The organism is Longinema margulisiae, assembly GCF_025266855.1.
GTDB lineage: Bacteria > Spirochaetota > Brevinematia > Brevinematales > Thermospiraceae > Thermospira.
Genome location: NZ_CP053071.1, coordinates 1,487,402 through 1,513,548, shown reverse-complemented (window position 1 = coordinate 1,513,548; position 26,147 = coordinate 1,487,402). Strand labels below are relative to the sequence as shown.

25 protein-coding genes are annotated in these 26,147 nt (G+C 38.4%); 3 read left to right on the top strand and 22 right to left on the bottom strand.

The window, feature by feature from the left end; genetic code table 11:
* Positions 1–29 precede the first annotated feature (29 nt).
* From BREVNS_RS06750 to cas6, 6 genes are all read right to left on the bottom strand, one after another.
* Positions 30–437, bottom strand: a complete 408-nt coding sequence (locus tag BREVNS_RS06750) for a hypothetical protein (RefSeq protein ID WP_483426259.1) — start codon at positions 435–437, stop codon at positions 30–32.
* Positions 421–1,515, bottom strand: a complete 1,095-nt coding sequence (locus BREVNS_RS06745) for a hypothetical protein (protein WP_483426258.1) — start codon at positions 1,513–1,515, stop codon at positions 421–423. The genes BREVNS_RS06750 and BREVNS_RS06745 overlap by 17 nt, the downstream gene beginning before the upstream one ends.
* Entirely contained in the window at positions 1,512–2,243 is a 732-nt protein-coding gene (locus tag BREVNS_RS06740) for a CRISPR-associated endoribonuclease Cas6 (RefSeq protein WP_483426257.1), read from the bottom strand. Before BREVNS_RS06740 ends, BREVNS_RS06745 begins: the two co-directional genes overlap by 4 nt.
* Positions 2,244–2,442: 199 nt before the next feature.
* Positions 2,443–2,835, bottom strand: a complete 393-nt coding sequence (locus tag BREVNS_RS06735; RefSeq protein WP_483426256.1) for a HEPN domain-containing protein — start codon at positions 2,833–2,835, stop codon at positions 2,443–2,445.
* Complete coding sequence (locus tag BREVNS_RS06730; RefSeq protein WP_483426255.1) at positions 2,832–3,149, bottom strand: nucleotidyltransferase domain-containing protein; 318 nt, start codon at positions 3,147–3,149, stop codon at positions 2,832–2,834. Before BREVNS_RS06730 ends, BREVNS_RS06735 begins: the two co-directional genes overlap by 4 nt.
* On the bottom strand, positions 3,146–3,925 hold the full coding sequence (cas6, locus tag BREVNS_RS06725; protein ID WP_483426254.1) for a CRISPR-associated endoribonuclease Cas6: 780 nt from the start codon (positions 3,923–3,925) through the stop codon (positions 3,146–3,148). The genes BREVNS_RS06730 and cas6 overlap by 4 nt, the downstream gene beginning before the upstream one ends.
* A 378-nt stretch (positions 3,926–4,303) precedes the next feature.
* On the opposite strand from cas6, the gene BREVNS_RS06720 reads away from it, so the two are divergent.
* Together BREVNS_RS06720 and BREVNS_RS06715 are read left to right on the top strand one after the other, a co-directional pair.
* Entirely contained in the window at positions 4,304–6,976 is a 2,673-nt protein-coding gene (locus BREVNS_RS06720; RefSeq protein ID WP_483426253.1) for an alpha-amylase family glycosyl hydrolase, read from the top strand.
* Between the two features lie 1,343 nt (positions 6,977–8,319).
* The gene (locus BREVNS_RS06715) at positions 8,320–8,550 is read left to right on the top strand and encodes a hypothetical protein (protein ID WP_483426252.1); all 231 of its coding nucleotides are present in this window, start codon (positions 8,320–8,322) and stop codon (positions 8,548–8,550) included.
* Between the two features lie 78 nt (positions 8,551–8,628).
* Here BREVNS_RS06715 and BREVNS_RS06710 read toward each other — a convergent pair whose 3' ends face one another.
* The 8 genes from BREVNS_RS06710 to BREVNS_RS06675 all read right to left on the bottom strand — a co-directional run bounded on the left by BREVNS_RS06710 (position 8,629) and on the right by BREVNS_RS06675 (position 16,689).
* Positions 8,629–9,903 carry a hypothetical protein gene (locus tag BREVNS_RS06710; protein ID WP_483426251.1) on the bottom strand — a complete coding sequence of 425 codons (1,275 nt, stop codon included), beginning with the start codon at positions 9,901–9,903 and terminating at the stop codon, positions 8,629–8,631.
* 9 nt (positions 9,904–9,912) lie between these two features.
* Complete coding sequence (locus BREVNS_RS06705) at positions 9,913–11,136, bottom strand: ABC transporter permease (RefSeq protein WP_483426250.1); 1,224 nt, start codon at positions 11,134–11,136, stop codon at positions 9,913–9,915.
* Between the two features lie 14 nt (positions 11,137–11,150).
* The gene (locus BREVNS_RS06700) at positions 11,151–11,816 is read right to left on the bottom strand and encodes an ABC transporter ATP-binding protein (RefSeq protein ID WP_483426249.1); all 666 of its coding nucleotides are present in this window, start codon (positions 11,814–11,816) and stop codon (positions 11,151–11,153) included.
* Positions 11,817–11,825: 9 nt separating this feature from the next.
* On the bottom strand, positions 11,826–12,455 hold the full coding sequence (locus BREVNS_RS06695; RefSeq protein ID WP_483426248.1) for a tetratricopeptide repeat protein: 630 nt from the start codon (positions 12,453–12,455) through the stop codon (positions 11,826–11,828).
* An 84-nt stretch (positions 12,456–12,539) separates the two neighbouring features.
* Positions 12,540–13,271: an outer membrane lipoprotein-sorting protein gene (locus BREVNS_RS06690; protein ID WP_483426247.1), complete on the bottom strand. Its 732-nt coding sequence runs from the start codon at positions 13,269–13,271 to the stop codon at positions 12,540–12,542.
* A gap of 32 nt (positions 13,272–13,303) precedes the next feature.
* Complete coding sequence (locus BREVNS_RS06685) at positions 13,304–14,491, bottom strand: BamA/TamA family outer membrane protein (protein WP_483426246.1); 1,188 nt, start codon at positions 14,489–14,491, stop codon at positions 13,304–13,306.
* Between the two features lie 81 nt (positions 14,492–14,572).
* Positions 14,573–15,853 carry a hypothetical protein gene (locus tag BREVNS_RS06680; RefSeq protein ID WP_483426245.1) on the bottom strand — a complete coding sequence of 427 codons (1,281 nt, stop codon included), beginning with the start codon at positions 15,851–15,853 and terminating at the stop codon, positions 14,573–14,575.
* Complete coding sequence (locus BREVNS_RS06675; protein ID WP_483428041.1) at positions 15,853–16,689, bottom strand: ACP S-malonyltransferase; 837 nt, start codon at positions 16,687–16,689, stop codon at positions 15,853–15,855. Before BREVNS_RS06675 ends, BREVNS_RS06680 begins: the two co-directional genes overlap by 1 nt.
* Before the next feature lie 105 nt (positions 16,690–16,794).
* On the opposite strand from BREVNS_RS06675, the gene BREVNS_RS06670 reads away from it, so the two are divergent.
* On the top strand, positions 16,795–18,027 hold the full coding sequence (locus BREVNS_RS06670) for a hypothetical protein (RefSeq protein WP_483426076.1): 1,233 nt from the start codon (positions 16,795–16,797) through the stop codon (positions 18,025–18,027).
* Positions 18,028–18,163: 136 nt separating this feature from the next.
* On the opposite strand, the gene BREVNS_RS06665 is transcribed toward BREVNS_RS06670, so the two are convergent.
* Genes BREVNS_RS06665 through BREVNS_RS06630 form a run of 8 tightly spaced genes read right to left on the bottom strand, consistent with a single transcriptional unit; the run spans position 18,164 to position 26,142 of the window.
* Positions 18,164–18,298 (bottom strand): hypothetical protein, encoded by a 135-nt coding sequence (locus tag BREVNS_RS06665; protein WP_483426244.1) that lies wholly within the window; start codon positions 18,296–18,298, stop codon positions 18,164–18,166.
* Between the two features lie 27 nt (positions 18,299–18,325).
* Positions 18,326–19,654: an N-acyl amino acid synthase FeeM domain-containing protein gene (locus BREVNS_RS06660; protein ID WP_483426243.1), complete on the bottom strand. Its 1,329-nt coding sequence runs from the start codon at positions 19,652–19,654 to the stop codon at positions 18,326–18,328.
* A 32-nt stretch (positions 19,655–19,686) separates the two neighbouring features.
* On the bottom strand, positions 19,687–20,172 hold the full coding sequence (fabZ, locus tag BREVNS_RS06655; RefSeq protein WP_483426242.1) for a 3-hydroxyacyl-ACP dehydratase FabZ: 486 nt from the start codon (positions 20,170–20,172) through the stop codon (positions 19,687–19,689).
* Positions 20,169–20,897, bottom strand: a complete 729-nt coding sequence (fabG, locus tag BREVNS_RS06650) for a 3-oxoacyl-ACP reductase FabG (RefSeq protein WP_483426241.1) — start codon at positions 20,895–20,897, stop codon at positions 20,169–20,171. Before fabG ends, fabZ begins: the two co-directional genes overlap by 4 nt.
* A gap of 13 nt (positions 20,898–20,910) precedes the next feature.
* Positions 20,911–21,861, bottom strand: coding sequence for a hypothetical protein (locus tag BREVNS_RS06645; RefSeq protein WP_483426240.1), 951 nt, complete (start codon positions 21,859–21,861; stop codon positions 20,911–20,913).
* A complete protein-coding gene (locus BREVNS_RS06640) occupies positions 21,837–22,304 on the bottom strand; it encodes an acyl-CoA thioesterase (RefSeq protein WP_483426239.1) in 468 nt (155 codons plus the stop codon). Before BREVNS_RS06640 ends, BREVNS_RS06645 begins: the two co-directional genes overlap by 25 nt.
* 27 nt (positions 22,305–22,331) lie before the next feature.
* Positions 22,332–24,788: a beta-ketoacyl synthase N-terminal-like domain-containing protein gene (locus BREVNS_RS06635; RefSeq protein WP_483426238.1), complete on the bottom strand. Its 2,457-nt coding sequence runs from the start codon at positions 24,786–24,788 to the stop codon at positions 22,332–22,334.
* A 13-nt stretch (positions 24,789–24,801) separates the two neighbouring features.
* Positions 24,802–26,142, bottom strand: a complete 1,341-nt coding sequence (locus BREVNS_RS06630) for a phosphopantetheine-binding protein (protein ID WP_483426237.1) — start codon at positions 26,140–26,142, stop codon at positions 24,802–24,804.
* Positions 26,143–26,147: the final 5 nt, after the last annotated feature.

The window sequence follows — 26,147 nt, the reverse complement described above, 5'->3', positions numbered from 1 at the left end:
GCCAGGGAGGAACTTTTTTTTGCTTTTCCTCATCTTCCCACTGCAGGTCTCCTGAAAAAAACGTTACCAAATATTCTTGAAATCCCATACATCACATCACTTCTCTTGCCTGCTCGTACCTGCTCTAAGAGTCTATATCCCATTTTTGAAAAATCTTCTCCCAACTCTTTTTGAACACCATAACCAAGATTTTTAAGTTCTTCCATTAAATCTGAAACACTTTCAAGAGCGCATTTTCGCAGCAATTTTTGAAGATTTTTATCATCTTTTTTCAATTGGCAAGCCCATTCAAGAAGTGAAAGATACTCCTTTTCACTATTTCTCTTCTGTTTGTAATATTTTTCAAAATATTCATACGGAAAGTTATTTTGTTTAACTTCTCCTTTAAGATCTTCCAAAGTTATTTCTTTTTGTTTTTGATCAGTTTGTTCTGGCATATAGTTTCCTCCTGTCTATAATTGTGGCATATAATTTTAAAATTTTTTGAGATGTTAAAATAGGGTTGTTTTGATTTTTATACACCTTAATAAAAGCAGAAATACTTTCATTCTTAAATGATGCTCTTATTATTTTGTAAGAAATTTCTGGGAGAAAAGAATAATTCCCAGAAATTATACAATCTAAGATAGAAAATTCTCCTAAGTCGGATAAAATAGATGCTATTGCTCTATCAAAAATAATCTTCACTGTTTCATAAGGAAGAGTATAAAAATCAATTTCATCTCCCTTTTTTATAACTATCTCAATATTCATAGCATTCCATTGCCCCAGCGTCGTTTGAAGCCTTCTTGTATATTCGATAACACTCATTGCAAGAATTTCTCGTTTTTTAGTAGAATCCACATCTGTTTTCCCAAAAAGTTCTCTAACTAGCTTGTTGAGTTCATACATCAGTTTAAAAGATGGTGCATTTATAAATATTTCTGAACCATCGGAAAGCCTTGTTAAAGCAAGATGGTGGTGAATGAGAAGAAAAGTACAAAGATGGCAAACCTTAAAACCAGATTCTAAATTCCAATAAGAATTTGGAAATTTTTTTGAAGGCCCTAAAAGCTTGTTGTGAACCATATCCAATTTGGATATTTTAGAAAAGAAATTTTCTTTTTGTTTATTGTCAATATTATTATCTAGATTCTCTTTAATAACTAATAATCCCGATCCACATAATTCACAGTCAGATTGTTGGATTTTACTTGAATCAGAAAATGCTTCAACAAACTTCTTAAAAACTTCTTTTTGATTTCCATCAACATCTATAAAATTTGGATAGTATTGATTTTTACCTTTTAAGTTTATAACTTTACCATTTTCAAAATAGTTTTCATCAACTTTAATCTTTTCAAAAATTTCTTTTGTTATTGATATTGTGCCATCGTCATTAATGTTATATTTGGAATTCTGAAAATTATAAAGATAATCCCCTCTATCCAGACAACTCAAAAACCCCACCACCCCCGCGTTATACAGCCAGTTTGAGGGATAAAGGGTAATATACTCATTATTATTGTCACTCATCCCACCACCTCCAGCATACCAAATCCCTGTTCTCTCATCTCCCCTATACCCTCCTCATAGAGCCTCTTGTGGACCTCGGGCGGCGCCTTGAGAATAAACCGTGCCACCAGCCCAGGGTAGGTAATCTCAGCAGGCTGCGACGAAGAGATATCTCCATGAAGGATTCGAAGAGTACGAAGAACTCGATATTTTTGTATATTGAGATCATTTGCGTTGGGAGAGAAATCCTGTATATAAGAGAACAAAGCCCCTTTCACTGCTTCATCGTTTTTTCCTATCATAACCTCATACCTTTTATTCTCTTCTTCCCACTTTTTTATGCATTCTTCTAAAGCTATATATTTCTCTCTTTTCTCTCTCTCTTTGAGAAGAAGTGGCCCTATCGTTTCGTACACAACGATATCAGGGAAGTACTCTCGTGCGGGCAAAAGAAAAGACCGCTCCTTTTTCACCTCTTGTCCCCCAATGGTGAGTTTACTTTCCGACAACAGGTTAGAGATAGCAATCACCACCCCAGAATCCGATGAAGAAAAGGTGAGCTGAAAAGGCTTTTGAAGAACAAGCTTGCCCCCTTCCCTTTCAAAAGGGAAATACACCGAAAAAACAAACCTCTTTTTGTACTCGTCGGGGAGGTGCTCCTGCAAAAACTGAGCTATCTCCCAGCTGGCTGTTTTGACAGTATCTGCCGACACTTTCCCTGGAAAGGAAAAAAACATCCGACATCGCATATTTTTCTGCAAGTATTATACACTTTTATGAGAAAAAAGTCAAGAGGTTTTTCAAAAACAATTGAGAAGCCTCTTTGAAAAACAACGTATCACCTCTTTTCAGAGGCAAGTCAAGCGTAGTCTTGACGATAGGACACAGTAATCCCGAGATAGAAGAACTCACCTCACCCATTAAAAAGCCAATAGACAAAAAACTATCTCACCCATTCTCTACCTCAAGACCAAAATATTTTCTCACCAATCTCCTTATCTCCTTGCAGGTTTCAAAGGACTCCCTTGCCTCCTCTTCTGTTGTCTCTACACCAGGATATCGAACCTCAACAGCATATTCCGAAAGATTGACTAACTTTTCTTTAAACTCTTGCACTTCTCTCAAATAAAGGATACAATCCTTCGCTATTTTCCATAAATCGTGTATTTTCCCGATATAGTGATCATTTTCTTGTAGAATAGCCTTCAAGTATTTTTCAACACACTGTTGAGAATGAAAACAGATAGCATCGTAAATCGGCTCATCACTTTTCATTTCTTTTACAGCTATTTTAAAATCATTTTCAGCCTTCATCACCCATTGATGCGTTAGTTCTTTCATAAATGTATTCCTTTTGTCAATATCTCTTTTATAAAAAAATCATTTTTATTTATTCTTTCCGTTATAAAATCGGGTGTCCTTACAAGAATATCCATAGGTTTATCAGGCAACATTTCGTCTATAGCAATTCTGATCCGTGCAGCCTCCTTAGAAAATTTTTCTCTGGTTTCCATAACGACAAGCAAATCTATATCACTATCCTGGGTAGGATTGCCATACGCATACGACCCAAAAAGGATCACTTTTTCGGCACCAAACTTTTGTTTGATAAAAGAGGCTATCTCTTGGAGGGTGTTTTTTATATCTTCACTCATTCCACCACCTCCAGCATCCCAAAGCCCTCACTTCGACGGGCCCCTATTCCCACATCATAGAGATAACAGAGAACCTCAGGAGGAGCTTCAAGGGTAATCTCTCCCTTGAGACCAGGATACGTGGTGATATAAGGATGATCAGGGTTTCCCGAACCGTGAACAAGAGGAATAACCTCCGTTTGAAGAGAGAGAATTTTCACCTCCTGGTTCGTTAACGAAGAAAGACTCATCTCTATAGCCGAACGCAATTCATCAAAGGACGCCTTTTTCCAGACCTTCCAGTGGTCCCCTGTTTTTCCCTCATCACGGGTATGAAGGGGAGCCCCCTCAGGATAGAGATAAAAATCCCCATCCTCCGGATCCCTCACCAAGAAGGGAGAAAGGGTTTTGAAGGTAGCCCGATGGGTAGAAAAGCTTCTCTCAGGCAACAGTCGGCACCGTTCAATCGAAAAAGGACTCCCAAACAACACAAAATCCCCCTTCAGAGCCAAAAAGCCGTTATAAACCCGCATGAGAAACTCATAATCACTCGTCGAAAAAAAGAAGCGGAAAAAATCCCCATCTAAAACCATATCCCTTCCCCTTTTTTTCAGGGGAAAATACGCCGAAAAGGTGAAGGGTTTCTGGCGATTGCTCGCATACCACACCTCATAAAATCTCTCTCCATCCGGGCCACTTCTTTTGATAGCTTCCTTCACAAGAGACAAGAGATACCGTCGAGAATCCGGAGGGATCACAATCCCACGCCTGCTATGAACCTGACAAGAAAACCGCATGTTTCTTCCTTGTTTTTGTTTCATTATACCTTCTCTTGTGAAAAAAGTCAATGGGTGGGGAAAAATTTCCATACCAAAGCATGGCTATTACCCTGTTTCAGTAAAAAACACGTCTCCCGCCCCGGCTATTCCCATGTCTCAGCAAAGCCCCCTCGTGAGCTGAAACAAGGAAATAGCCTTCTACTATGACCAAAACGATATCCTCTTCTCATTGCCGGCCGTCTCTTGCTGATTCTCCAACTTTATCACCTTTACCCACCTTCAACTTTCAACTGATACACGATACCTACGTTGTGGTTAAACGTTTAACTCTTTTTCTTGACTTTTTCCCTCCCCTCTCGTATAATCCTTCCCACACTTTCAAAACAAGGAGGAAAGATGAAAAGAAAAAGTCTCTTGGTGTTAGGAATTGTTGGTGTCATCGGTCTTGTCGTGGGAACAGGATGCACTTCACCGACGAAAAAGTCCACTGAACCTCAAAAACCCATCTCCCAGACAACCCTTTCTGTCTCTCAAGAAGACAAGGCAAAGTACCTTCATGTCCCAAGCCCTGATTGGCGGGACCAGATTATCTACTTCATCATGATCGATCGCTTCAACGACGGAAACCCAGAAAACAATGATATGAAAGCCGGTGAATATGACCCCAAAGAAAACGCCAAATTCTCAGGGGGAGATCTTGCTGGTATTGCGGCCAAACTGGACTATATCGAGGGACTGGGAGCTACCGCTATCTGGATCACTCCCCCTGTAGCCAATCAATGGTGGGATCCCCTCATCCATTATGGAGGTTATCACGGCTACTGGGCAAGAGATTTTCTCTCTGTGGATGAGCACTTTGGGACGCTCGAGGATTATCAGGCTCTCTCGGTGATGCTCCACAAGAGAGGCATGTACCTCATCCAGGACATCGTCTGTAACCATGTAGGAAACTTCTTCACCTACACCAATACCTATAACCCCTCCAATGTCACAGAAAACCTTGTCATGAATACGGGCTCTCTGCCTACAGACAAACCCACTCGCTATCCCTTCGATCAAATAGACCCACGAGACCCCAAACAGAGGGAATTGGGCATTTATCACTGGACTCCACCTATCAAAAATTACCAGGATCCCTACCAGAAAATCTACTACCAGCTTTCAGACCTTGACGACCTCAACACCACCAATGAAATCGTCATCAAGGCCCTCAAAGAGGCTTATACCTACTGGATCATCAACGTCGGGGTGGATGGTTTTCGTATTGATACCATCATGTATGTGGACCACGCCTTCTGGCTCCGTTTCATTCATGATAAGGATGAGTCTTCTCCCGGTGTGGCTCTGATGGCCAAAAAATTCAACAAAACCAACTTCTTTGCCTTTGGAGAGGCCTGGTTCAACTCTACTCCCTACCAGGATGACTGCGAAAAAGAGGCCAGTTCCTATCTCGGGACAAAAGAAAAACCAGAACTCCACAGCGTCCTCAACTTCGCCCTCCAACAGGAAATCAAGCGTGTCTTTGCCGAAGGTGGAGAAACAGCCCTCATGACCTATCGTTTCAACGCCCTGAAGAAGAATTTCCCCGATATTCATCTTCTTTTGAACTTCATAGACAATCATGATATGAACCGTTTCCTTCAGGGTGCCAGTGTTCCTGCTCTGAAACAGGCCCTCGTCTTTCTCTTCACCATACCCGGCATCCCTGTGATCTATTACGGAACAGAACAAAAACTCACCGAAACCCGTGCCTCACTTTTCCCAACAGGATACGGTTCCGGTGGAAAGGAACGATTCGCTACCGATGGAGAAATGTATAGATTCCTTGCCGATCTGGCCAACCTTCGAAAAACCAACGAGGTCTTCCGAAGAGGGGATATCATACCCATCAAGGATGACCCTACAGGTCCAGGGGTCTTTGCCTATCTCATGAAAACCACAAAAGATACTGCCGTGGTGATCTTCAATACCTCTGAAGAAGACACCCTTGTGGACAACCTTGACCTTGGAACAAAAAAGCCCTCTGTTCTTGAGGTGCTGTATTCCACCCGAAAGCTCCAGAAACCCCTTATCACTGACAACTCAGGGAAACTTTCCTTCCTCCTCAAGGGAAGATCCACCATCGTCGCCATGATCCGAGAGACCAATACCACCCTTACGCCTTCTGCTTCCCTTTCCTTTGATATTCCCAAGGCTCGTACCCTCTCTACCAACATCATCCTCAAAGGCAAGGCAAGTGGTGTCTCCAACGTTCTCCTTGTCATTGATGGACGAATCAGTTCTGGTATCCCCGCCTCCCTTAACGACAAAGGAGAATGGACTGTTCTTCTCCCAGTCGAGTCATTAGACAACGGGAATCACCGCTGTACCATTTACGGAGGGATAGCCGGCGGAGATTTCGTGGTCAGTCCCACCTATACCTTTGAAGTCAAGATAGAGTACAAAAAGGTACTTTCTGTCAAAGATCCTGTGGGTGATGACAAAGGACCATTTGGAAATTATCTCTACCCTACCGATGCCTCTTTCAACCATCAGATGGATATTGAAAGTGTCGATATTTTCCGCGCCAGAAACAACCTCATGATTACCCTCACCATGGCCAAACCTATCAGTACCGTCTGGAATCCCAAAAATGGTTTTGACCATGTCACTTTCTATATCTACTTCTCACTCCCCGGGAAAGAAGGGGGCTCTACCGTCCTTCCTCGTCAACAGGCAAAAGCCCCGGCTAACTTTGCCTGGCACTATATGAGCATGGTCGGTGGCTGGAACAACAACCTCTTCTCCAGCAAAGGCGCCAGTGAAAAAGACTATGGAACACCGGTAAGTGCTTCTCCCAAAATCATCGTCAATGTGGAGAAGCGTCAGATCACCCTGCGCTATCCTTCTGCCGCCTTTGAAAACCCCAAAGACATTTCTGGCATGAAAATCTATATCACTACCTGGGATTATGACGGCATGGAGAGCGCCAACCGCCCCATTGAACCAGAACCCAAGGCGTATCGTATGGGTGGAGATCCTGCGGGCCCCATGATTATGGACGACGTGGGTCCTCTCACCCTGCCCTGAAGACATCTCAACACAAAAGCCCCCTGATCTCCCAGGGGGCTTTTTTTTCAAAATAAAAGCTGCCACTTTCACATCTGAACAAAATCCCTTGTCGTTCCACATATGAAACTGAATACCTATTTTCACATTTCTTATGAACAGGGAAATAACACAAAAGCTTTCTATTCTGATGCCTATTGAAAAAAAGAGTCATGCTTAAAAACATTATGGTAAGATAGAGCTATTACCTTGTTTCAGCCTGATGGGGGATAGCTTTCTCTTTTGTTCAAACGAGTTGTGTGTATTTGTATGTCCTGTGGTGTGTTATAGGTCTTTTGAGACCTTTGCACGAATGTGCAAAAGGTCTCAAAAAAGTAATAAAGAAACAAAAATTAGTATCAAAATATTCCGTGCTGTAATAAATAAACCAATTTTTTTGAATAAAAAAGACAAATCAGCCCTTGTAAACAGAAAAATCGGGGTTTCAGGGGCGTAGCCCCTGACCCAGATAGGGGAAGAAAACACCCGTGCAAGGGTCTCCTTTTGTGTGAGAGAAGTGGAGAGCTGGGGTGTTGCTGAAACATGGCAAGAGCTGTGGTTTTGTTCTGGATAGGGGAGGTTAAACATTTAACCTCTGGCTTTTGCTGAAACAAGGTCATAGCCTTTTCCCCGCCCCTGCCGCGGTGCCTCCTGAGAGAAGCCCCTGCAGGGGACACGTGCCCTGCGGGCTGGTAATGGAAGCCATCGTCTTTTCACCACTGTCCGAGCCACAGGAGGTGGCGAGGAAGCCCGGGGTCAGACAGGGAGGGCTGTCCCCGGGCGACTACGGAAGAGAACGGGGCTAAAGGCTTTTCTTCCAGCCCGCCAGGGGGGATGAAGGTCGTTGGCTACAGAAACCGCCGCAGGGGCGTGGCCGGGGTTTCAAAAGGGGCGGAGCCCCTTTTGCCCTGCGCGGGAGCGCTTCTTCCGAATTCAGGAGGACGAGTTGTGGTTGCCGAAGTCTCGAGGACGAGTTGATGTCGCCCACGGAGGAAGGACTTCCCCTGGAAGGAGAGGATGTTTTTCTCCTTGCCCGCAAAAGCGGCGCATTGTCCGTCCGAGGCGCATGCGTAGCATGCGACGAGGACAACGCCCCCTTTGTCCGTACGGGATTACTTTGTGAAAGAAGAAAAATGGGTGACAAAAATAGCCCAAAATAGAAAGAGAAAAGATGGTCGAACGAGTATTCAGTTTTTGTGTGAAGATAACCTGTATGAATGTGAGACGACAACGCCCCTTTCATATCCGAACAAAATCCCCATCCCACAGTTGCTTTTTCTCATGATTTATGGTATACTATGTAGGTGAAAAGATGAGGTGGGTCTATGGAAATCGTCGATATTGATGAGATTCGGGAGTCTTTCCCCTATCTCAATCAACCTGATATCACCCTTGAATCAGCCATCCGCAATGAAGGTACCCTCTGTATCACCCTTTCTCTGAAGGTAGGAAAACTCATTGACATTGTCGATACCTACGGCTGGCAGTGCATCTTTGACAGAGGAGTAGGAGAAGACACAGAGGTTTTCACCTGTATAGCAAGAAGGGAGGGGTGATTTTTTCTATTTTCTTCTCTCAAAAAATCAGTCCCCCATAAATTTCCAAAGAAACCTAAAAAATTCTTGAGCCCATTGTCAAAGAAAAACAGTTATACCTGCTCCTACCTGAAATTTATCAATTACCATACCAAATTCACTTTTTTCCTCACCATAAGCAAACCCAAAATTTATCTCCCATTGAACATCTGGATTTTCCTTCACGATACGATGAATACAATAACCACTCCAATCCACCAGATTTTGCAAACACGTAATTTCTCCCTTCACATAGTTTTGCCATTCTTTACTTACCCGTACCATAGCATAATGCTGAACCAGTCCTCCGAATCCGTACCTATCGACAAACGACTTTATTGTCTGTAAACTCGCCATAGCAAACACATTCGTGGCTTCAAAATTCCGCATACTACTTTCAACAGTCTCACAGGTTTTCTTCCATTCTACAGAAGACAAACCATGACCATTGTAATAATATTCCCCCATAATCGTAATCCCCAGATCGCTCAAGGTATAGTGTCCTCCTATCACAAAAGAGAGAGGCCATTTCTTTTCTCTTTCCACAATGATATTTGTTGTTCCTATTACCACAGGTCCTCCATAGACATCTTCCTTACCCAATTCATAAGAAGAACCCTTTTCAGAGATACTTCCCTCACAATGAAGCTCGAGATTATCTCCAATTACATAAGTAAGATTTACTCCTCCCCGCCACTGATTATCATAAAATAAAAGGGAAGTCATTTCCAATCCCCTCATATCCCAGCGAGTACGAAAAAGCCAGCCATTTGTTTCCTGGGGGGAAAGCAAGTATTCCCAACCAGAAGTGTCCTCCATAACCAACCGTGGAGCAAATACCCCCTGCAGAGTTATACCTTCCCACATCAGCTGGACATTAAATCCCATTATCCCTTCCCTGTATTTCTCAAATTTTTCTTTCGACAAAGTAGTATCCAAATTTTTCTTCCCAAAGTAATCTGTAGGATTGTTTACATACCCAACACCATTTTTGATGACTTCTTTTCCCATCGTTACCATCAACCAATCAGAAAAAGAACAAGATACATATCCTTCATTCATACGATTAGACAATACGACACTTTCCGATGTAGGATACACTCTCATATAATCAGAAAACTTCACTCTTATTCTCTCATCCAGAAAACTTATCTTTTCCCACCAGAAAAAGCCCCAAAAACCTTCCATATCAGAATAAAGTCCTAGAACATTATCAGGATTCAGAAAAGAGACTGCTGGTCTGGAAAAATATTGCCATCGATAAAGAACATCCACTCCTCCATAAAGAAACGAACCCATCAAACAAAATAACCCTATTCTCATCCAACGAAGCATCATGACCTCCTAAATTGTCCGTAAAGCCTCAATAATATGCATTCTTGATGCCTTGTAAGCCGGAAAAACTGTTGCCAATAAAGAAATAATAATAAACAGGAGAGAATAGAAAAACACTTCCAAAAGGGATGGCGTAATAAAAGCATAATACCCTTCTGAATTCCCGGGAGGAGGAGGAATATAAATTCCTCCCAGCAAATTGATAACTCCCGCAAGTAGCAAACCAACTATAATACCAACAGCAGTACCTATCACACTCATAAGCAGTCCCTCTACCATAAATTGTTGAATCACTACCTTTCTTTTGGCACCAATTGCTCGAATAGTACCAATTTCCCTGAATCTTTCATAGATGTTCATTGTCATGGTATTAGCAATGGCAAAAATAACAACTCCTAATACAATCACAAGAACCACATTAAAAATAGATTCATACATTTCTTTCACCTGTGAATAAAAGGTGGCCAGTTCCGTCCAGCTTTTATACTCAAAACCGTTCTTCTCACAAAAAACCTTCAATTGCTTCTCTACCCGTGCGGTATCTTCAGTCCTTTGAAGAATCAAAACCAGTCTATCCACACTATTGGGTGCACCTATCAGATTTTGAACAAGAGACAGAGGAACTATCATAAACGTATTGTTGTATTCCTCTATCCTCAAAGTGATAATCCCTTTAACATGAACATCTATAGCGTTAATTCCTCCTCCCTTCGTTGTAGTCATAAGAGTGAGATAGTCACCAACCTTTGCCCCCAGTTTTTTAGCCAGCCCAGAAGCAATAACCACACCCTGTTGCTCCTCATCCGAAATAAAAGAACCATCTGTTAATACTCCAAAAGAATTCAACTTCAATTCTTCCTCGCTCCAGCCACCAAAACCAACCACCAAAGCACTCGTATCCCCTGTCGATAAAATACCCTGAAATCTCAACCTCGGAGCCACCATAGATACACCTTCTATATCGTATAAGCCACGAAGTGTGGTTTTATACCCATCGATCAGCTTAGTATACCCTCCTTCATCTGTCGTTTCGGTAAAACCCTTCTGGTACACCTGAAAATGTCCTATTCCTCCACGAATCATTGACTCCCTCAATCCCCATATGGAATACTTAAAATATCCATTGAGCATCATCAAAGCAGCTACCCCAATCACAAGCGAAAGAATGGTAAGAAGCGATCTAACCCGACTTCTGAAAATATTTTTCAACGCCACTTTCAAAAATACTATCATTTTTCTCCTCCCAATTATTCACAGAGAATCCCATCAGAAATATGCAAAACCCTCTTGGCATGTTTCGCTAAGGCTTCAGCATGAGTGGAAAAAATAAAAGTCGTACCCTTTTCCCTATTCAACTCCAGAAGAAGATCAACAATAGCTTCCCCTGTCTTTGAATCAAGATTGGCCGTGGGCTCATCCGCAATAACCAGAAGGGGTTTTGCAGCCAGGGCCCGCGCAATCGCCACTCTCTGTCTCTGGCCTCCAGAAAGTTCATCAGGTTTATGTTTTATATAATTCATCAATCCCACTCTTTCAATAAGATAATATAACCACTCCTTGTCCACCTTTTGCCTTCCCAGAACCAAGGGATATTCCACATTTTCATATACATTGAGTACAGGTATCAAATTGAAAGATTGAAAAATAAACCCTATCGTCTTATTCCTGAACTCAGAAAGTTCATCATCACTCATGAGAGCTGTCTCTTTCCCATGAACCAGAACCTTTCCGCTCGTTGGAACATCTATACACCCAATCAGATTAAGAAGTGTGGTCTTTCCCGAACCACTTGGTCCCATAATACATACAAAATCCTTTTCCTCAATACAAAAATCTACTTCCTTTAATGCAATTACTTCCACTTTATCAAGATGATACACCTTGCTTACTTTTTCGCACTTTACAATAGGCATTGGGTCCTCCTAATCCGAAAAAAGTTCAATTCTTTTTTTGGCCTTTTCCACATCTTCGTTCACCATTCCCTCTTTGTCTGCTATCTCTACACATTTCTGCCAATAGGATAAGGCCTGAGAAATTTTCTTATCCAGTTTGTAAATCTCCCCTAAAAAATAGTACACACTTACCAGAATAGAAGGGTCTTTCAATTCTCCCTTCTTTACCAAATCTTCCAGATAGAAAAAGTCTTCTTTTACAGTGGGCATCACTCCAAAAAACTCTGGAAACTCAAAAAGAACATTGCCCCTCAAGAACCGAATATACCATTCTTTTTTATCCTGTTCTACTGCTTCACGAAAAGTGCGAATCGCCTTCTGAGAATACTGAGTTTTGATCGAAGCATTATTGTCATAACGTGCCACCAGCGCATAATTCATGGCAAGATAAGCTACTGCAAAAGCATTTTTTTCTTTTTTTACGTATTGTTCCAACAGCGAAATCGCTTCACGAATCACTTTATTATCATTGGTTTTCGTTCCAATAGCACTTAAAAGAATTGCCTTTACCAGGAGAGTGTCACTATTAGTCACACTTTGCTTTCTCACAACATCTTGAATAGTAAAAAGATTTGATTGAAAGTAGGAACTCGTTTTCATAATCTCTTCCCGTGAAAGGGAATAAAAACACACATTGCTTACACACAACCAACACAAAACAAATCGCCACCTCATTTTTCCCTCCTATTTTTTCAAAAGATAATCAAGATTATAGTAGGAAGATGGTATTTTTTTCTCCGTCATACTCAGGTATTTCATAACAGAATAACGACTTTCCTTTATTGCATCATAAATAATCACTTTAGAAATCCTCACGGCTCCTGCTAACAATGCTGGTTCTCCATAGAGAGCTTCTTTCAGCTTTCGACCGCTCGCCGAAAAGAACTCTCCTTTCACAGGCATATAATTTTCTTTAGCAACCCAGTAATAAATCTTATAGTACGTAGTCCCTTCCATTGTTTTAGCCTGAAGTTCAAGTTTATAACAATCCATGTTGTTTATCTTTTCTTCACTCACCGCCAGAACATCATAATCTTTGGCGAAATTCATTCGTGCAATATCACCATGGGCTATTTCACCCATCAACCTTTGTGCTGGAGTAATACGTACTGGCTTACTGGCATTGGGGAAAATCATCCACATGTCATTCTTTAACATAAGCATTTTTTTTCCTTTCCAGCTTGTAGGCGCCATAAACTCTACCATCGTTGATTCAATATCCCGAACATAGACAATCAATTCCACTTCTTCTACTTTCGTTTCATCCTGGTAGGATGTTATCTGAACACGACTTTCAAAAGACGAAGAAGGCGCCCGCCACATATCAGCCTTGCTTAAAATTTCTTTCCCTGTTATTCCATAACCCAGTGTCACCACAAGCACAAGCAACCATCCTATCCATTTTCCTCTTTTCATAAATCCTCCTTATATCGACTTAAAAAGCTGTATTAAAATGGTTCCTCCACTGCAAAGAAAAACTGTGGTTGGAACTTTTCATTAAAGCCTACCTCAAAACGCAAAGGCACGTATACAGGCTCCATAAAGTAAAAACGAATACCTCCTCCCCAACCAAATGGTATTTCTTCAAGAGAGAAAATTTGATTCATTTTATCCATCATTTCACAACGTCCAACATCACAAAAAACCACTCCCTCAAAAACCACATTTAAAAAACCAAAAACAACCGTGCGCAAAAATGTATTTCTCAATTCCCCACTCCCTAAAACCTTTATCTCACCCATTCTGTGGTCCCGACCAAAAGAACGGACACCATTTATCCCAAAAAGATGACATGCTTTCTGTATCGGTAGATTCTCTCCAATCTCTACCAACCCTCGAAAGGTTAGTCTCATTCCCCCAAAAAGGGGCAGAAACACTCTCCCATCATATTGCCATATACTATTAGTAAGGTACAACCATTCGATGCCGATCTTCCCATATAACCCCTTTCTGGCCGAAAAAATATCATCTCGCGAATCAAAAAGATAAAATGCCCCTATACCCGCCTCTGGAAAAAGAAAATGATAGTTCTCTTCAAATACCGCTTCATATCCCGCGTGAACTCCTAACCGGGAATCCCAGGAAAAAAGATAAGAAAACTGAACGTCTCCTCCTATCTTTTGAAGAGAATAGCGAGAACCATCTTCTGTATAATAAGCATCATCAAAATTGCCCAATCTTCCTCCTACAGAAAAACGCGGCAATATTTCTTCCCACCCCCACTTTACTCCCTGTCGATTATAGCCCAGATACACGAGTAACTTCCTTCCTTTTCCACCAATATTCTCTTTCCCAAACATAGCATAAGCATTTCCACCCCCAAATCTCCAGAGAAACCCCTCTACCACTTCAATGATAACGTTTCTATAGCCATCCCCTGCCGAAGTTGGTACAACATATACATTTACCGAATAAAACCATCCCGTATTCTTTAATCTCTCTTCTATTCTGCTCGCCACTCTTTCCAGATCTTTTTCAGCAATTTCCAGACCTTCATACAATTCCGATGCAACCCCTAAAATAAGATCCCGAGAAGTAAAAGTATTCCCGCTTACCTTTATTTTATGGATCACCAATGACCAAGAATAGGAAAAAAAGCATAACATCAATATTCCATACCATACTTTCTGTCTCATAACAAACCCCCTTTTTCCTTTTATACTATACTTTCTTTTTTTTCAAAAATCAAGCACTCAAAATAAAAAAATTATCTCAAATCACAAAACCTCCAACAATTCCCCGAAATCAGGAATAGATAATTTCTCCAGTAAAGAAAGATACCTTTCAATATTTGATAAAAGCGCTCCATTTTCAATATCATAAAACACCCTCTTATAAGATTCAATATCTCCCATATCAATTTTTCCAACGCAGTCAAAATAGGGATTTTTTTCGATAAGTCTATGAAAAAATACTAAATCACTGACGATACCCATTGCATGAAATTTAAGAAAAGGTTTACTCAAGGCACCTTCTTTGAAATCAATCAAAAAAGAGGGTTGAGATGAGGAAATAGCAACAAAATAATTCTTCTTTAAAATGGTATAAAGACCAGTAAAAGCATATGGAACAAAAGAAAATACACTCTTTGCTTGTGATAACCAACAATTAAATACATTTCTGTCCACCCATTCATAAGAAGATATGTCTATTTTTCCATACTTTCCATCTTCTATAAAACCAATAGGATCAATAACTTTCACTTCTTCAACCTCAATAAACTCCAACAATCTATTCAAAACGTAATAAAAAATCTTTCGAAGATCCTCTGGCGTCTGAGAAAATTTCATAAACTTAGAGAGAACAAAAATTACAAATTTTTTTTCCTCAATAGGAGAATAATTATTACTAATCTGGGAAGAAAACATATTAATTTTTACATAAAAAACATTTTTTTCCTTTTTTTCTTCAATGGGCCATGTAAAAGGGACCGGGCGAATAGCAAAAATATAAGAAGGAAGAAACCATATTCCTTTTTCTACTTTCCTATAGTAGTATTGCTTCAAAAAAGACAAAGTAGCAGGTTTTACATTATTACTTAACAACCTGAAAAACAAAACATCTATCTCTTGTTTAGCTTTTAATATATTATTTTCAATATCCAATGTGCTAGCCTCAAAATTAGTAAAATAGTCCATCACTCCAACAAAAACTCCTTTTTTATGAAGCTTTTCCCAGAATAAATAAATTTTATCAATCTCTTTCTCACTAAGGAAAACTCCCTCCTCAAAAGAGGCTTGAAGATCCAAAAAAATAACACCGTCTATATCATTTCTTTCCAAAAAAATTTTTTCCTTTACAGTAAAATTTCCGTCCTTCCAATCAAAGTCTATTACTTCCCCCCTAAAACCACTCACTAAATATTTTTGAGAAGAATGTACATACAACTCTATATCCATTTTCTCATAATCAATAGAACGACTCAACTGCAGAAAAAAAGATAACTCACCTGTCGAAGAAACACAAAAAGAAATAAAAACAATTTTTTTTCTTTTCATTAAACCTCCTTATTGATACTATTTTCTTTCAGCAAATTAGAAGCATATACAACTTTCGCAGCCGGAATATTTTCTATTATCAAACCTTTCATTACCTTAGAAAACCCCAAGATAACAAACTCTTTTTTGTAACTCTCACAAATATTACTTATAGCATTTTGCCAATAAACAGGTGCCAACATATGCTTTTTCAAATACTCCTTAATTAAATTTTCCTCAGAATAAAAAGAGTTAAACGAAACCGAATAAACCGTATAATCCAATTTTCTCACAAACAACTTCTCAACCTCTTCACTAAAAGATCTGTCTATATTTCGCAAAAAAGGAGAATGACAACCATTTCCTATATTCAAAAACACACTCTTTATTCCACTTTTCGAAATAATTTCTATAATATTACAGTAATCTTCCTTTCGATAACTTACAACTATTTGCTTTTTCGAATTATAATTAGCAACATAAACCTCAAATTTTTCCTGAAGAGACCTAATACATTCCAAAAGTTGTTCTTCTTCTCCAATTAATGCCACCATATCACTCTTATTTTGTTCTTTTTCTTGCAAAAACAATTCTCCTCTTCTTTTTATCAGATATAGACTATCTTCCACAGAAAAAGCCCCTCCCCACAAAACAGCTAACACCTCACCTAAACTATGGCCAACCATAACTGAAGGTTTGTATCCTTTTTCTAATAAAGCTTTTAATAAAGCACCACTTATTACAAACAAAACCAAATGAACAAACAAAGGATTATTTTTTAATTGAAAACTTTCTCTTCCCCAACATAAGTCACGAACATCAAAACCTGTCATATCTCTTACTTTCGTATTTAAAATATCAAAAAAATGGTAACGTTTTTTTCAGGAGACCTGCAGTGGGAAGATGAGGAAAAGCAAAAAAAAGTTCCTCCCTGGCCGATAATAGGACACAAGGAGGAACCCATGCGTAAAGAATTCACCTTCACTTTGACTATCGACTACCCTGACACAAAACTTGAGACGTTAGTGGTGGTTTTTCTCCAGGCCATCAAAGGAGTGTTTGAGTCATTTGTTCATCAGATTTCTGTAGAAGTGGCAGAAAAAGAAATAAAAGAAGGTCGTATCACCTGTACATGCGGAGAAAAACATCACTTCATATGGAAAACAAAGCATGGAAAAAACACTGTTTTTGTTCTGATGCCCTTTGGAAAGATCACTCTTCCTCAGCTCCAAATTCAATGCAAAAAGTGTGGAAGAAAACTTTTTCTCACAAGATCTCTTCTTGGTGTAGAAAAGCGAAAAAGGCAAATCCTGAAAGATATCTACAGAGTGGCTTTAGCCGGGGCTCTTACCACCTATCGAGTGGCCGCTCGTATTCTTTCCTTCACAGGGTATAAAATAGGTCTTAGCACCCTCTGGAAAAACCTTCAAAATATTGGGAGAAAGATACATTTCAGTATCTCAGAAAAAGAAAAACCCTGTGGAGAAGCCGATGGGACGGGTATTCCTGTTCAGGGCAAGAAAAAAGGAGAAGAAGCTAAAATTCTTTTGCAGGAGAGGCAACAAGCCTCCCCATTGACAGGAAAAAATACAAGAATAGCAGGCCTTCTTGTGGATAATTACCATGCAGGTTGGGACAAACTTCTTAAGCCCATTCAAGAAAAACACTCTTTTTCTCGGTTTTTTCTTGTTGTCGATGGAGATACAGGGATTAACCAGGGCAAACATCCCGGTATCGTTTTTCAACGATGTTTGTGGCATGTAAGTTATCAATTGAAGTATTTTCTTCGTCTTGATAGAGTGAGATATCGTTCTTCTGAGTGGACAAATATTGTCGCTGAAACAGGGAAAGCCTGTTTCTTGGGGTACAAAAATGACTGGCAAACAAGACTTGGTTATCAAAGCGAGCGCAGACAGCATATTCAGAATCTTCTTGACTTATTTCACGAAAAAGGGCGCAAACATTGTTTTTATTATCTTCTTCGTGCTCAAAAAGACATGTTCGCCTGTGACAGTGAAGATGGTTTGCCAGGAACAACCTCAAGGGCAGAACGGGTGATGCGAACCATAAACCAGAGAATGGATGTAGGGGTATGGAAAAGAGAAGGGGCAACCAATGTTCTTGCTGTGCGTTTGCATTACTACTATAATCGTGATGAGGCTATCGATGGTGTCTACTGGCAGGATGTGATATAAAACATAGGGATGGTACGTACTTATTGCCCTGTTTTATGGCCTAAAAAGGGTACTTTCCCCAGAAAAAACTTGTTTATCTAAAATGTTCCCTGTATACTACAGTTGACAAAAATCTTTTGAGCCAGGGGTAACTTCTTTATCCTTTTCTCTCTCTTTCAGGTCTCCTGTTGGAAACGTAATCAAAAAAATAACGAAACTGTTCATTTGAGTTATACTCTTCTTTTGCCATACCAGGAAAAACACTTCCCTGTCCCTCAAAAACAAAAATCATATAAATTTACAACCTCCTCCATAAAAATTATAATTCTTTCAGAAATGAAGATAAGAAACTTCCATCTTTCACTCTCTTTACAGAAATTTTTAGAAAACCTCTTACTCTTCTAATCCACAATTTTACTATATAAACCCACCATAACAAATAAACCATTTTCCTTTTACTTGTCATCTTTTCTTCAAGATGCAAAAGATAGCTATTAGTATCAAAAAAACCAAGTTCTGCTTTTTGTAACGTTTCTTGATCAAAAAATTCTCTTTTAATAAAATGAAATCCTGCTTTTTCATAAAGATTCTTTGTTTCTCCTACAGCAGCAGTAAAAACAACATCAATATCTTTAGAAACCAAAAAAAGTACAAACATATTTCCTAACGCCTCTAAAATCTCTCCTCTTTTTGCCCCCTCTCCAGAAATAGCCAACCTCCCCACCTCACATAAACGCAATCCTTTTTCTCGTAAAAAATCTAAAGAAATGTTTAAAAATCCCTCTAAAGGCAATCTTTTTTCCTCAACAGAAATCACAAAACGAATACAGCCCACCCCTTTTTTAGTGGCATTATCATAGCATACAAAAACATAAGAATTGTCCTTAAATTTTTCATATTCCTGCCGAATTTCTTCAAAGAAACTTTCATAACTCTTTTCATCCCTCATATCCCCCTTCATATAGACAGAAAGATACCCTTTTTTCAACAATTCAAAGAACTCCTTCTTTCCTTCTAAATTTTCATCTCCCAAAAATACTTTTATAGTATATTTTTCACTTTCTAGACACACTTTCCCTCTCTTAATATTTTTTTCTCGAAAAGAAAAATGAAAAATATTTTTTCCATATAACTTTTGCAACTCTTTTACCATCATCCAAATCTTCCACAAAAATTTTCCCAAAAATACAGCAACAACACTTCCAACTCCAGAAACAATTAGAGGAATATAAATATAAGCCGAGGAAGGAAATAAAACCACAGATAAATATAAAGCAATTAAAAAGACCACTCCTAAAAAGCTAGAAATAAACATATGTTTAGATAATTCTTCTTTTCCCTCTTTCATATTTACCATCGTAAAAGGCCTTTTGAAAATAAGTCCCAAAAAACTCGCTACACTTAAAACACTATAAATAATACTTCCAGTATAAGGCAATACATTTTCATACCGAAAAAAATAATATATAATACCAATTAAGGTATAAGTAATCCACATACTCACGTCCAACAAACTTACACCTTTCTTATAAATTTCATACCACACTAATACAGAAAACAGAAAAATAAGAACAATCAATACATATTGCAACGGTAGAATAAACAAGGTAATAATTGACACTATTAAAAAAATCCAAGAAATTACCATAATACCCTCCTCTTAATTTCATCTCTCCATTATTATTTATTTTCGGATACATCCAAAAAACCATCTGCTACTATATTTCTTCCAACCTGCGCCATTACTTTTACCCTTGACAGATTCCCGACTTTTCTTTCAATATTTACCTTAACCTCAAGAATAGCAGGTGGAATGACTGGTGCCATAAATTTCACATCTGCTCTCACCAAATAACCAACCTTTTCAGCTAATTTTCCAGTTATGTAAGTACTTTTTCCATTATCTTCATTTTGCATTCCTAAAGCTTCCGCTACATAAACAACTGCCGTAACCTGTGCCATAATTTCAATAATGAGAACCCCTGGTACGATAGGACGACCAGGAAAATGTCCTTGAAAAAACCATTCATTGATAGAAAAATACTTCACTCCTATTCCACTCTTACCAGGAATAATATCATAACATTCATCTACCAGCAAAAAAGGATACTTATGAGGTAAAATTTGATATAATTCATTAATAGAGAATTTCATTTTTTCACTCATACTAGACCTCCATCAACAATAATCGTTGTCCCCGTGATATAAGAAGCTTTAGAGGAAACAAGGAAAGAAACGATAGATGCAATTTCCTCCGGTTTCCCAGCTCTTCCCAAAGAAACATTTCCTATCATTTGCTTCTTTTTATCAAAAGGAATTTTGGCAAACATCTCTGTCTCAACAAAGCCTGGAGCAACTCCTACTACTCTTATATTATACTTTCCCACTTCCCTAGCCAATGCCTTAGTAAAAGCAATAATACCTGCTTTCGCTGCGGCGTAATTAGTCTGTCCGAAAGAGCCCAAAATACCACTTACCGATGCAATATTTACTACGACACCTTCCCGTTTTCCCATCATACTTTTTATACATACGTTTGTCACATTCGCCATACCAATAAGATTTACCTCTATTACCTCACGAAAATCTTCTATCTCCATCAAAGGAAACAAATTATCTTTCGTAATTCCAGCATTATTTACAAGCACATCACAAGCACCGAAAGGTTTAATGACCTCTTCCTCCACTTTCTCTTTAACTTCATCAAAATTTTGTATATTGCATTCAAAAGCTTTCACCTTATCCTCGCCAATTTCCTGCACAATTCTATAAGCTTCTTCTTTACCCCTTCTATAAGTAAAGCACACAAAATAACCGTTTTCGGTAAGTTCCCTTACAATAGCCCGTCCTATTCCCCGACTTCCCCCCGTCACCAGAGCTATTTTGCCCATAAACTTCTCCTCCTTACTTCTCCATTTTTTCTATCATCTCGATATAAACTTTTCTCTTTTCAGTGGATAAAACCTTATTTTCTCTTAATCTTCTCTTTATTTCACGCAATTGAGCCAATGGAATTTCCACCTCTTCCACTTCTGCATAATTTATAACTATCCTCATTTTTTTATCATGTTGATAATTTGAAAGCAAAATTGATAAATCTTCCTCTACAAATTTTCCCTTCTTAAAAAAAGACGGTAAACTTAAATAATTAAATACACGAACAAAACGAGGAATAAGAAAATCAGGATATTCATTTACTGCTCTGTCAATATAGTATGAGCCCTTCGAAACAAAATCAACCTTATCAACCGGAGAATTTTTAATAAGAGCATATTTGGTTAATGTACTTCCATAATACGACATAACCTCCGGATCAACAAAAGACAAAGTAAGCAAGTTGGTGGCTACATCTACAGCAACATCTAGAAAATCATTATCGTGAGCATAGACAACTAATTTCTTTAAGTTGAGAAAATCTTTCCGCCCAATTGAAGACAACCCGAATAACTGGGCGTAGCGATAATAGTTCATCTTAAAAACAAGCTTTTCCAGTTCAAAATGCTGCATATATTCCTGTCTTCCTAACCTCTTTTCAGCAATAGCTAACATCAATTTCACGTCATCATTCGTCTTCCAAAATTGAATCCATTCCTGAGACAAAAAAATCTCTGGTTGTGTATTTAAAAATACATTCAAAACAAAAAAAACATTTGTTTCATTTCTCAATCCTATCAGATTGTCTCCATTTGGCTTTTTTTCTCCTTTATACACTTCATACAAAAACCTTTCTACTCTTCTAACAACCCCTTCTTCCCCTCCTTCTTTTCCATTTTCACCTTGATACACCAGAACAAAAGCACAGAGAAAACACAGTGTAATCACCACTATTCCTAACCAAAAAACTTTTCTGGACATTTTAACATTCCTCCTTGAACAGAATTAATAAAAAAACTCACCTTTTCTGCAATAAACGAAGGTAAATTAACTGCCACTTTTCCCTCTTTCATACATATCACTACTGTTTTTGCCAATACCACTTCTTCTTTTGTTCGCTTATTCTTCCCCTTATGATAAAACACCAACTTCCCCGTTCCTTCCCATGATAATAGATTCTCTAACAAAACAGTGTCCAAAAAAGAGACCGGTTTCTTATATCTAATTTCAATACTAGAAACAACAAATGCAATTTTCTCATCTAACACTTTTTGCTCTATCAAACCTGCTTCCTCAGCAATTTTAAAACGCCCTATCTCCAACCAACCCACATAAAACATATTATTAACAATTCCATAACTATCTATTTCATAAAACCTTGGCATAATTTCTACAGTAGTCCACTTCAAGCCATCAATCGACATATTACACCTCTTACCTCCACCTCTATTTTACTTACTAGCAACCACACAAGAATAAACACCTCCTTCCGCCAAAGAAGAAAATAAAGCACTATTAACAGAAAAATTTGTCTTTTCTCTTATACATTTATTTTTTATTATTTCATCTGAAATACTCTGAATAGGAAATATTTCATTATTTGATAGTAAGAAAACTCCCAAATTCAACATCAAATTAACCCCAGGAATATAACCAAAATAGTCAGTAAGAGTAGTTAATTTTATATTTTTCCCTATCACTTTTTCCATTTCGGAAAGAATCTTCAACTCTTGTTTTGCCACTTGATGATGTCCATGTCCTTCCCCAAAAATTAATTCTACCTTCTCATATATGGGCTTTTTGCGAAGAAAAAGGGCTTCCTTAACCACAAAATCTCGATAAGAGTTTGGAAAAACAGGAGCACAAATCATAGAAATATCCTCTATACATCCATACATACGCCCCTCTCGTTTCTTCACATTCTCAGCCTTTTCCAAAACAAAGAACACCGCACCTTCTCCTAAAACAAACCCTTCCCCATCATAGGAATACAATTTTTGATCATCACTTATCATTTTTATGTCTAACAAAGCCTTATGATATGCTTCAGAATATTCAGTATAAGCACCTACCACCACAGCTTCGCATATCCCCCATCGTAACAATCTCTCCGCTAACAAAAGAGACGCCACCCCCGAACTTGCACCCTGACATAAAGTTGTAGTATAACCCCTTATACCCAATTCCACTGCAATCCACCCCGTAGATGCATTTATTACCGTATTAGGAAATATACCCGCATCCGCCTTTTCGACTCCATTTAATATAACTCCATCAAAAAAATTTTTAACACTTTCCAATCCACCTGTTGCCGTTCCCGTTACCAATCCTATTTGGTAAGTATTCTGCATATTTACCTTTATTTGAGCGTCCTCTATAGCCATTTTGGCACCCAGTACCGCTAATTTACTAATTCTATCCATCTTTCTTATATTTCTTATTCTTTTTTCTCCTAACATCTCTTCCACTCTTTCTATATCTATTTTTGATACTTTTTGGCTTTTACGCTTTCCAGAAAAACCTTCAACTAAAGAAACTTCTCTTATACTCGTTTTACCTTCACTCATTGCAACTAAGATTTTCTCCTTTTCAAAGAAATTATATCCTGTAACCAAACCTATTCCTGATACCACAATTTTATCTTCTTTTAGACATCCTGACTCTTTTTCCTCTAAAAACTTTCCCCCTCCAACCACTACACTGACATTATTTCCCCCAAATGCAAAAGAATTTTTCATTCCCACATCAAAAGAAGAAAAAGAAGAGAAACTTACATAAAAATCTTCTCTTTTTCCCAATCCCGGTCTTGGTTCAGAAAACCCAACTATAGGCAACCACTTTTTTTCATTAAAACCTTTACACAATAAAGCCAATTCTAATACCCCAGAAGCCCCCAAAGTATGCCCCAAGAAAGATTTTGGCGCTGATATCATACTATTCTTAAACTTATGTCTTATTTGAGAAAATGCCCTATATTCTACCATATCATTATGAGCAGTTCCCGTTCCATGAGCATACAAAATAACTTCACTACTCTGCAAGTTAAGACCTTCCAATGCCATTTCCATTGCCTTTTTAATATGTATACCCGTGGGATCTGACGCAGTAGGATGATACGCATCAGAAGTACAACCTCCTCCCAAAAAATATGGATAACAAACACCTTTTCTTTCTTTAACCTTCTTCTCGCTTTCCAAAATTAAAACACCCGCCCCCTCACCTATTGTTAATCCCACACTTTTCGTACTAAAAGGAGAACTACCCTCTTTAGCCAACGATCTTAACGAAGAAAATCCTGCAAAAGATATCAAACTTAAAGGATCTGTTCCTCCTACAATAGCTAAATCCAAGTGCCCTTCTTTAATGAAATTTGCTCCTATTAACACCCCATGTAATGAAGAAGAACATGCAGTAGAAAAAACCATCTCCATTTCCACCTCAATACCCAACTCATAACGAATTCTTTGAGATACACAATTTAAAGGATACACTAATAAAGAACGCAACGGTATTTTTTTATTAAAAAGTAAAAATTCTCTATAAAAACTTTCTAATTCTGTAAAACCACATAAAGAAGTACCTATAAACAAACCAACTTTTCTTCCCTCCAAATCTTCTTTCCTCAATTGGGAATCCTCCAAAGCCTCAAATAAAGCCTTAAAAAGCAAAATCTCTCCCCGCTCCAATAACAGGTTACGTCCTGATCTAAAATTTTTCCCAATCAAATCTATCAATTCTTCATTCGAAAAAGAAACCTCTCCCCCTTTGTCCGACCAACAACCCTGACAATCTAATCTTTTTACCCTCTTTATGCCTGTCTTTCCTTCTAAAACATTCTCGATTATTTCTTTTACGTTATTTCCCACCGCTCCTATAGCACCAACGCCACTCACAACAACTCTTTCCATACCCCCTCCTTTGTTACTCCATTGTCACCTGGGAACTTCTTGTAAGAAAAAGAGGCGTAGTAACAGTCATTATTTCATAATCCTTATCTTTTGTTTTTAATACCATTCCTTTAATCCCCGCATACGCCCATTCTTTAGACATCTTCGCATACCCAAAAAACATCTTTATTTTCATAGAAAAAAACAGATTAAGCATTCTGCCTATTTCAGCCTCTCCCACATAAATTTTTCCCTCTCTCAAAATTTCCTCTTTGTTTCTAAAGATATCTACCTCAGAAGGCTTAATCACCACACATATTACCCCTTCCATAAAATTTTGTTTTTCTTTCTCCAAAGATTCCCGTCCCACAAAATCTTCTCTTCTCCAATCAATCATCCATCTTAATTCATTTTCTATTACCGAATCACCCTTTCTTATTGAAAGGGGAACACAGGGAAAACGAAACTCATTCATACATACTAAAAACAATTTTTCCAGAACCTCACCACCCACTTCTTTTACCCCCAATGACACAAATTTGTCCATCAAACTCCGCCCCTTTCCCTTTTTTATAAAAAAGCGATACCCATATTCCCCTGTAACACCTGCTCGAGAAACAATAACCCTTTCCCCGTCCATAAACCATTCATACATCCTCAGATACGTTAATCCTAATATTTCAACCCCCACAATTTCTTTTACATATCTCCATGAAAAAACTCCTTCCACCCCTACGATTTCATAATCCTCCGAAACATCTCGTACACCAATATCCTTTCCTTTCTCCAACAAAAACAACTTAGAAGCTTCCGTAACAAGCACCCATATTTTATTTTCAAATGGCATAATATATACAATATCACGAATCTTACCATCTTCATCTAAAATTACAGAATGCAAAATTTTATAAGAATCCAACAAATGGACTTTTCCAGCTATAAATTTCCCCAAGAATTCTAATATCCCTTCTTTCATCTCCATTTCCAAAATAAAGAACCTTTCTTCTCTAAATCCAACTGCACCATTTTCTCTCAATTCATCATAAACCTCTACCAACTCTTCGTTTACAAAATCCACTTTTCCAGAAGAAACATTTGCCTCAAAAGAAATTCCCATGATATAGTCTACCAAAGAATTTACAGACCTGAAAGCAAACATATCATTTTCATTCACTTTTATACCAAACTCCCTCTCCACTCCAACTATCAAATCTAGTGCATCAATTGAATCCAACCCCAAACCCATTCCAAATAAAGGAGCATCATTATCAATTTCATCTTTCTCAAGATTAAGATTTAGTTGTTCGATAAGCAAGTTTTTGACCCTTTCCAAAACACTTTTCCTTTCCAAAACATAACTTAGAATAGAATTCATTTTTT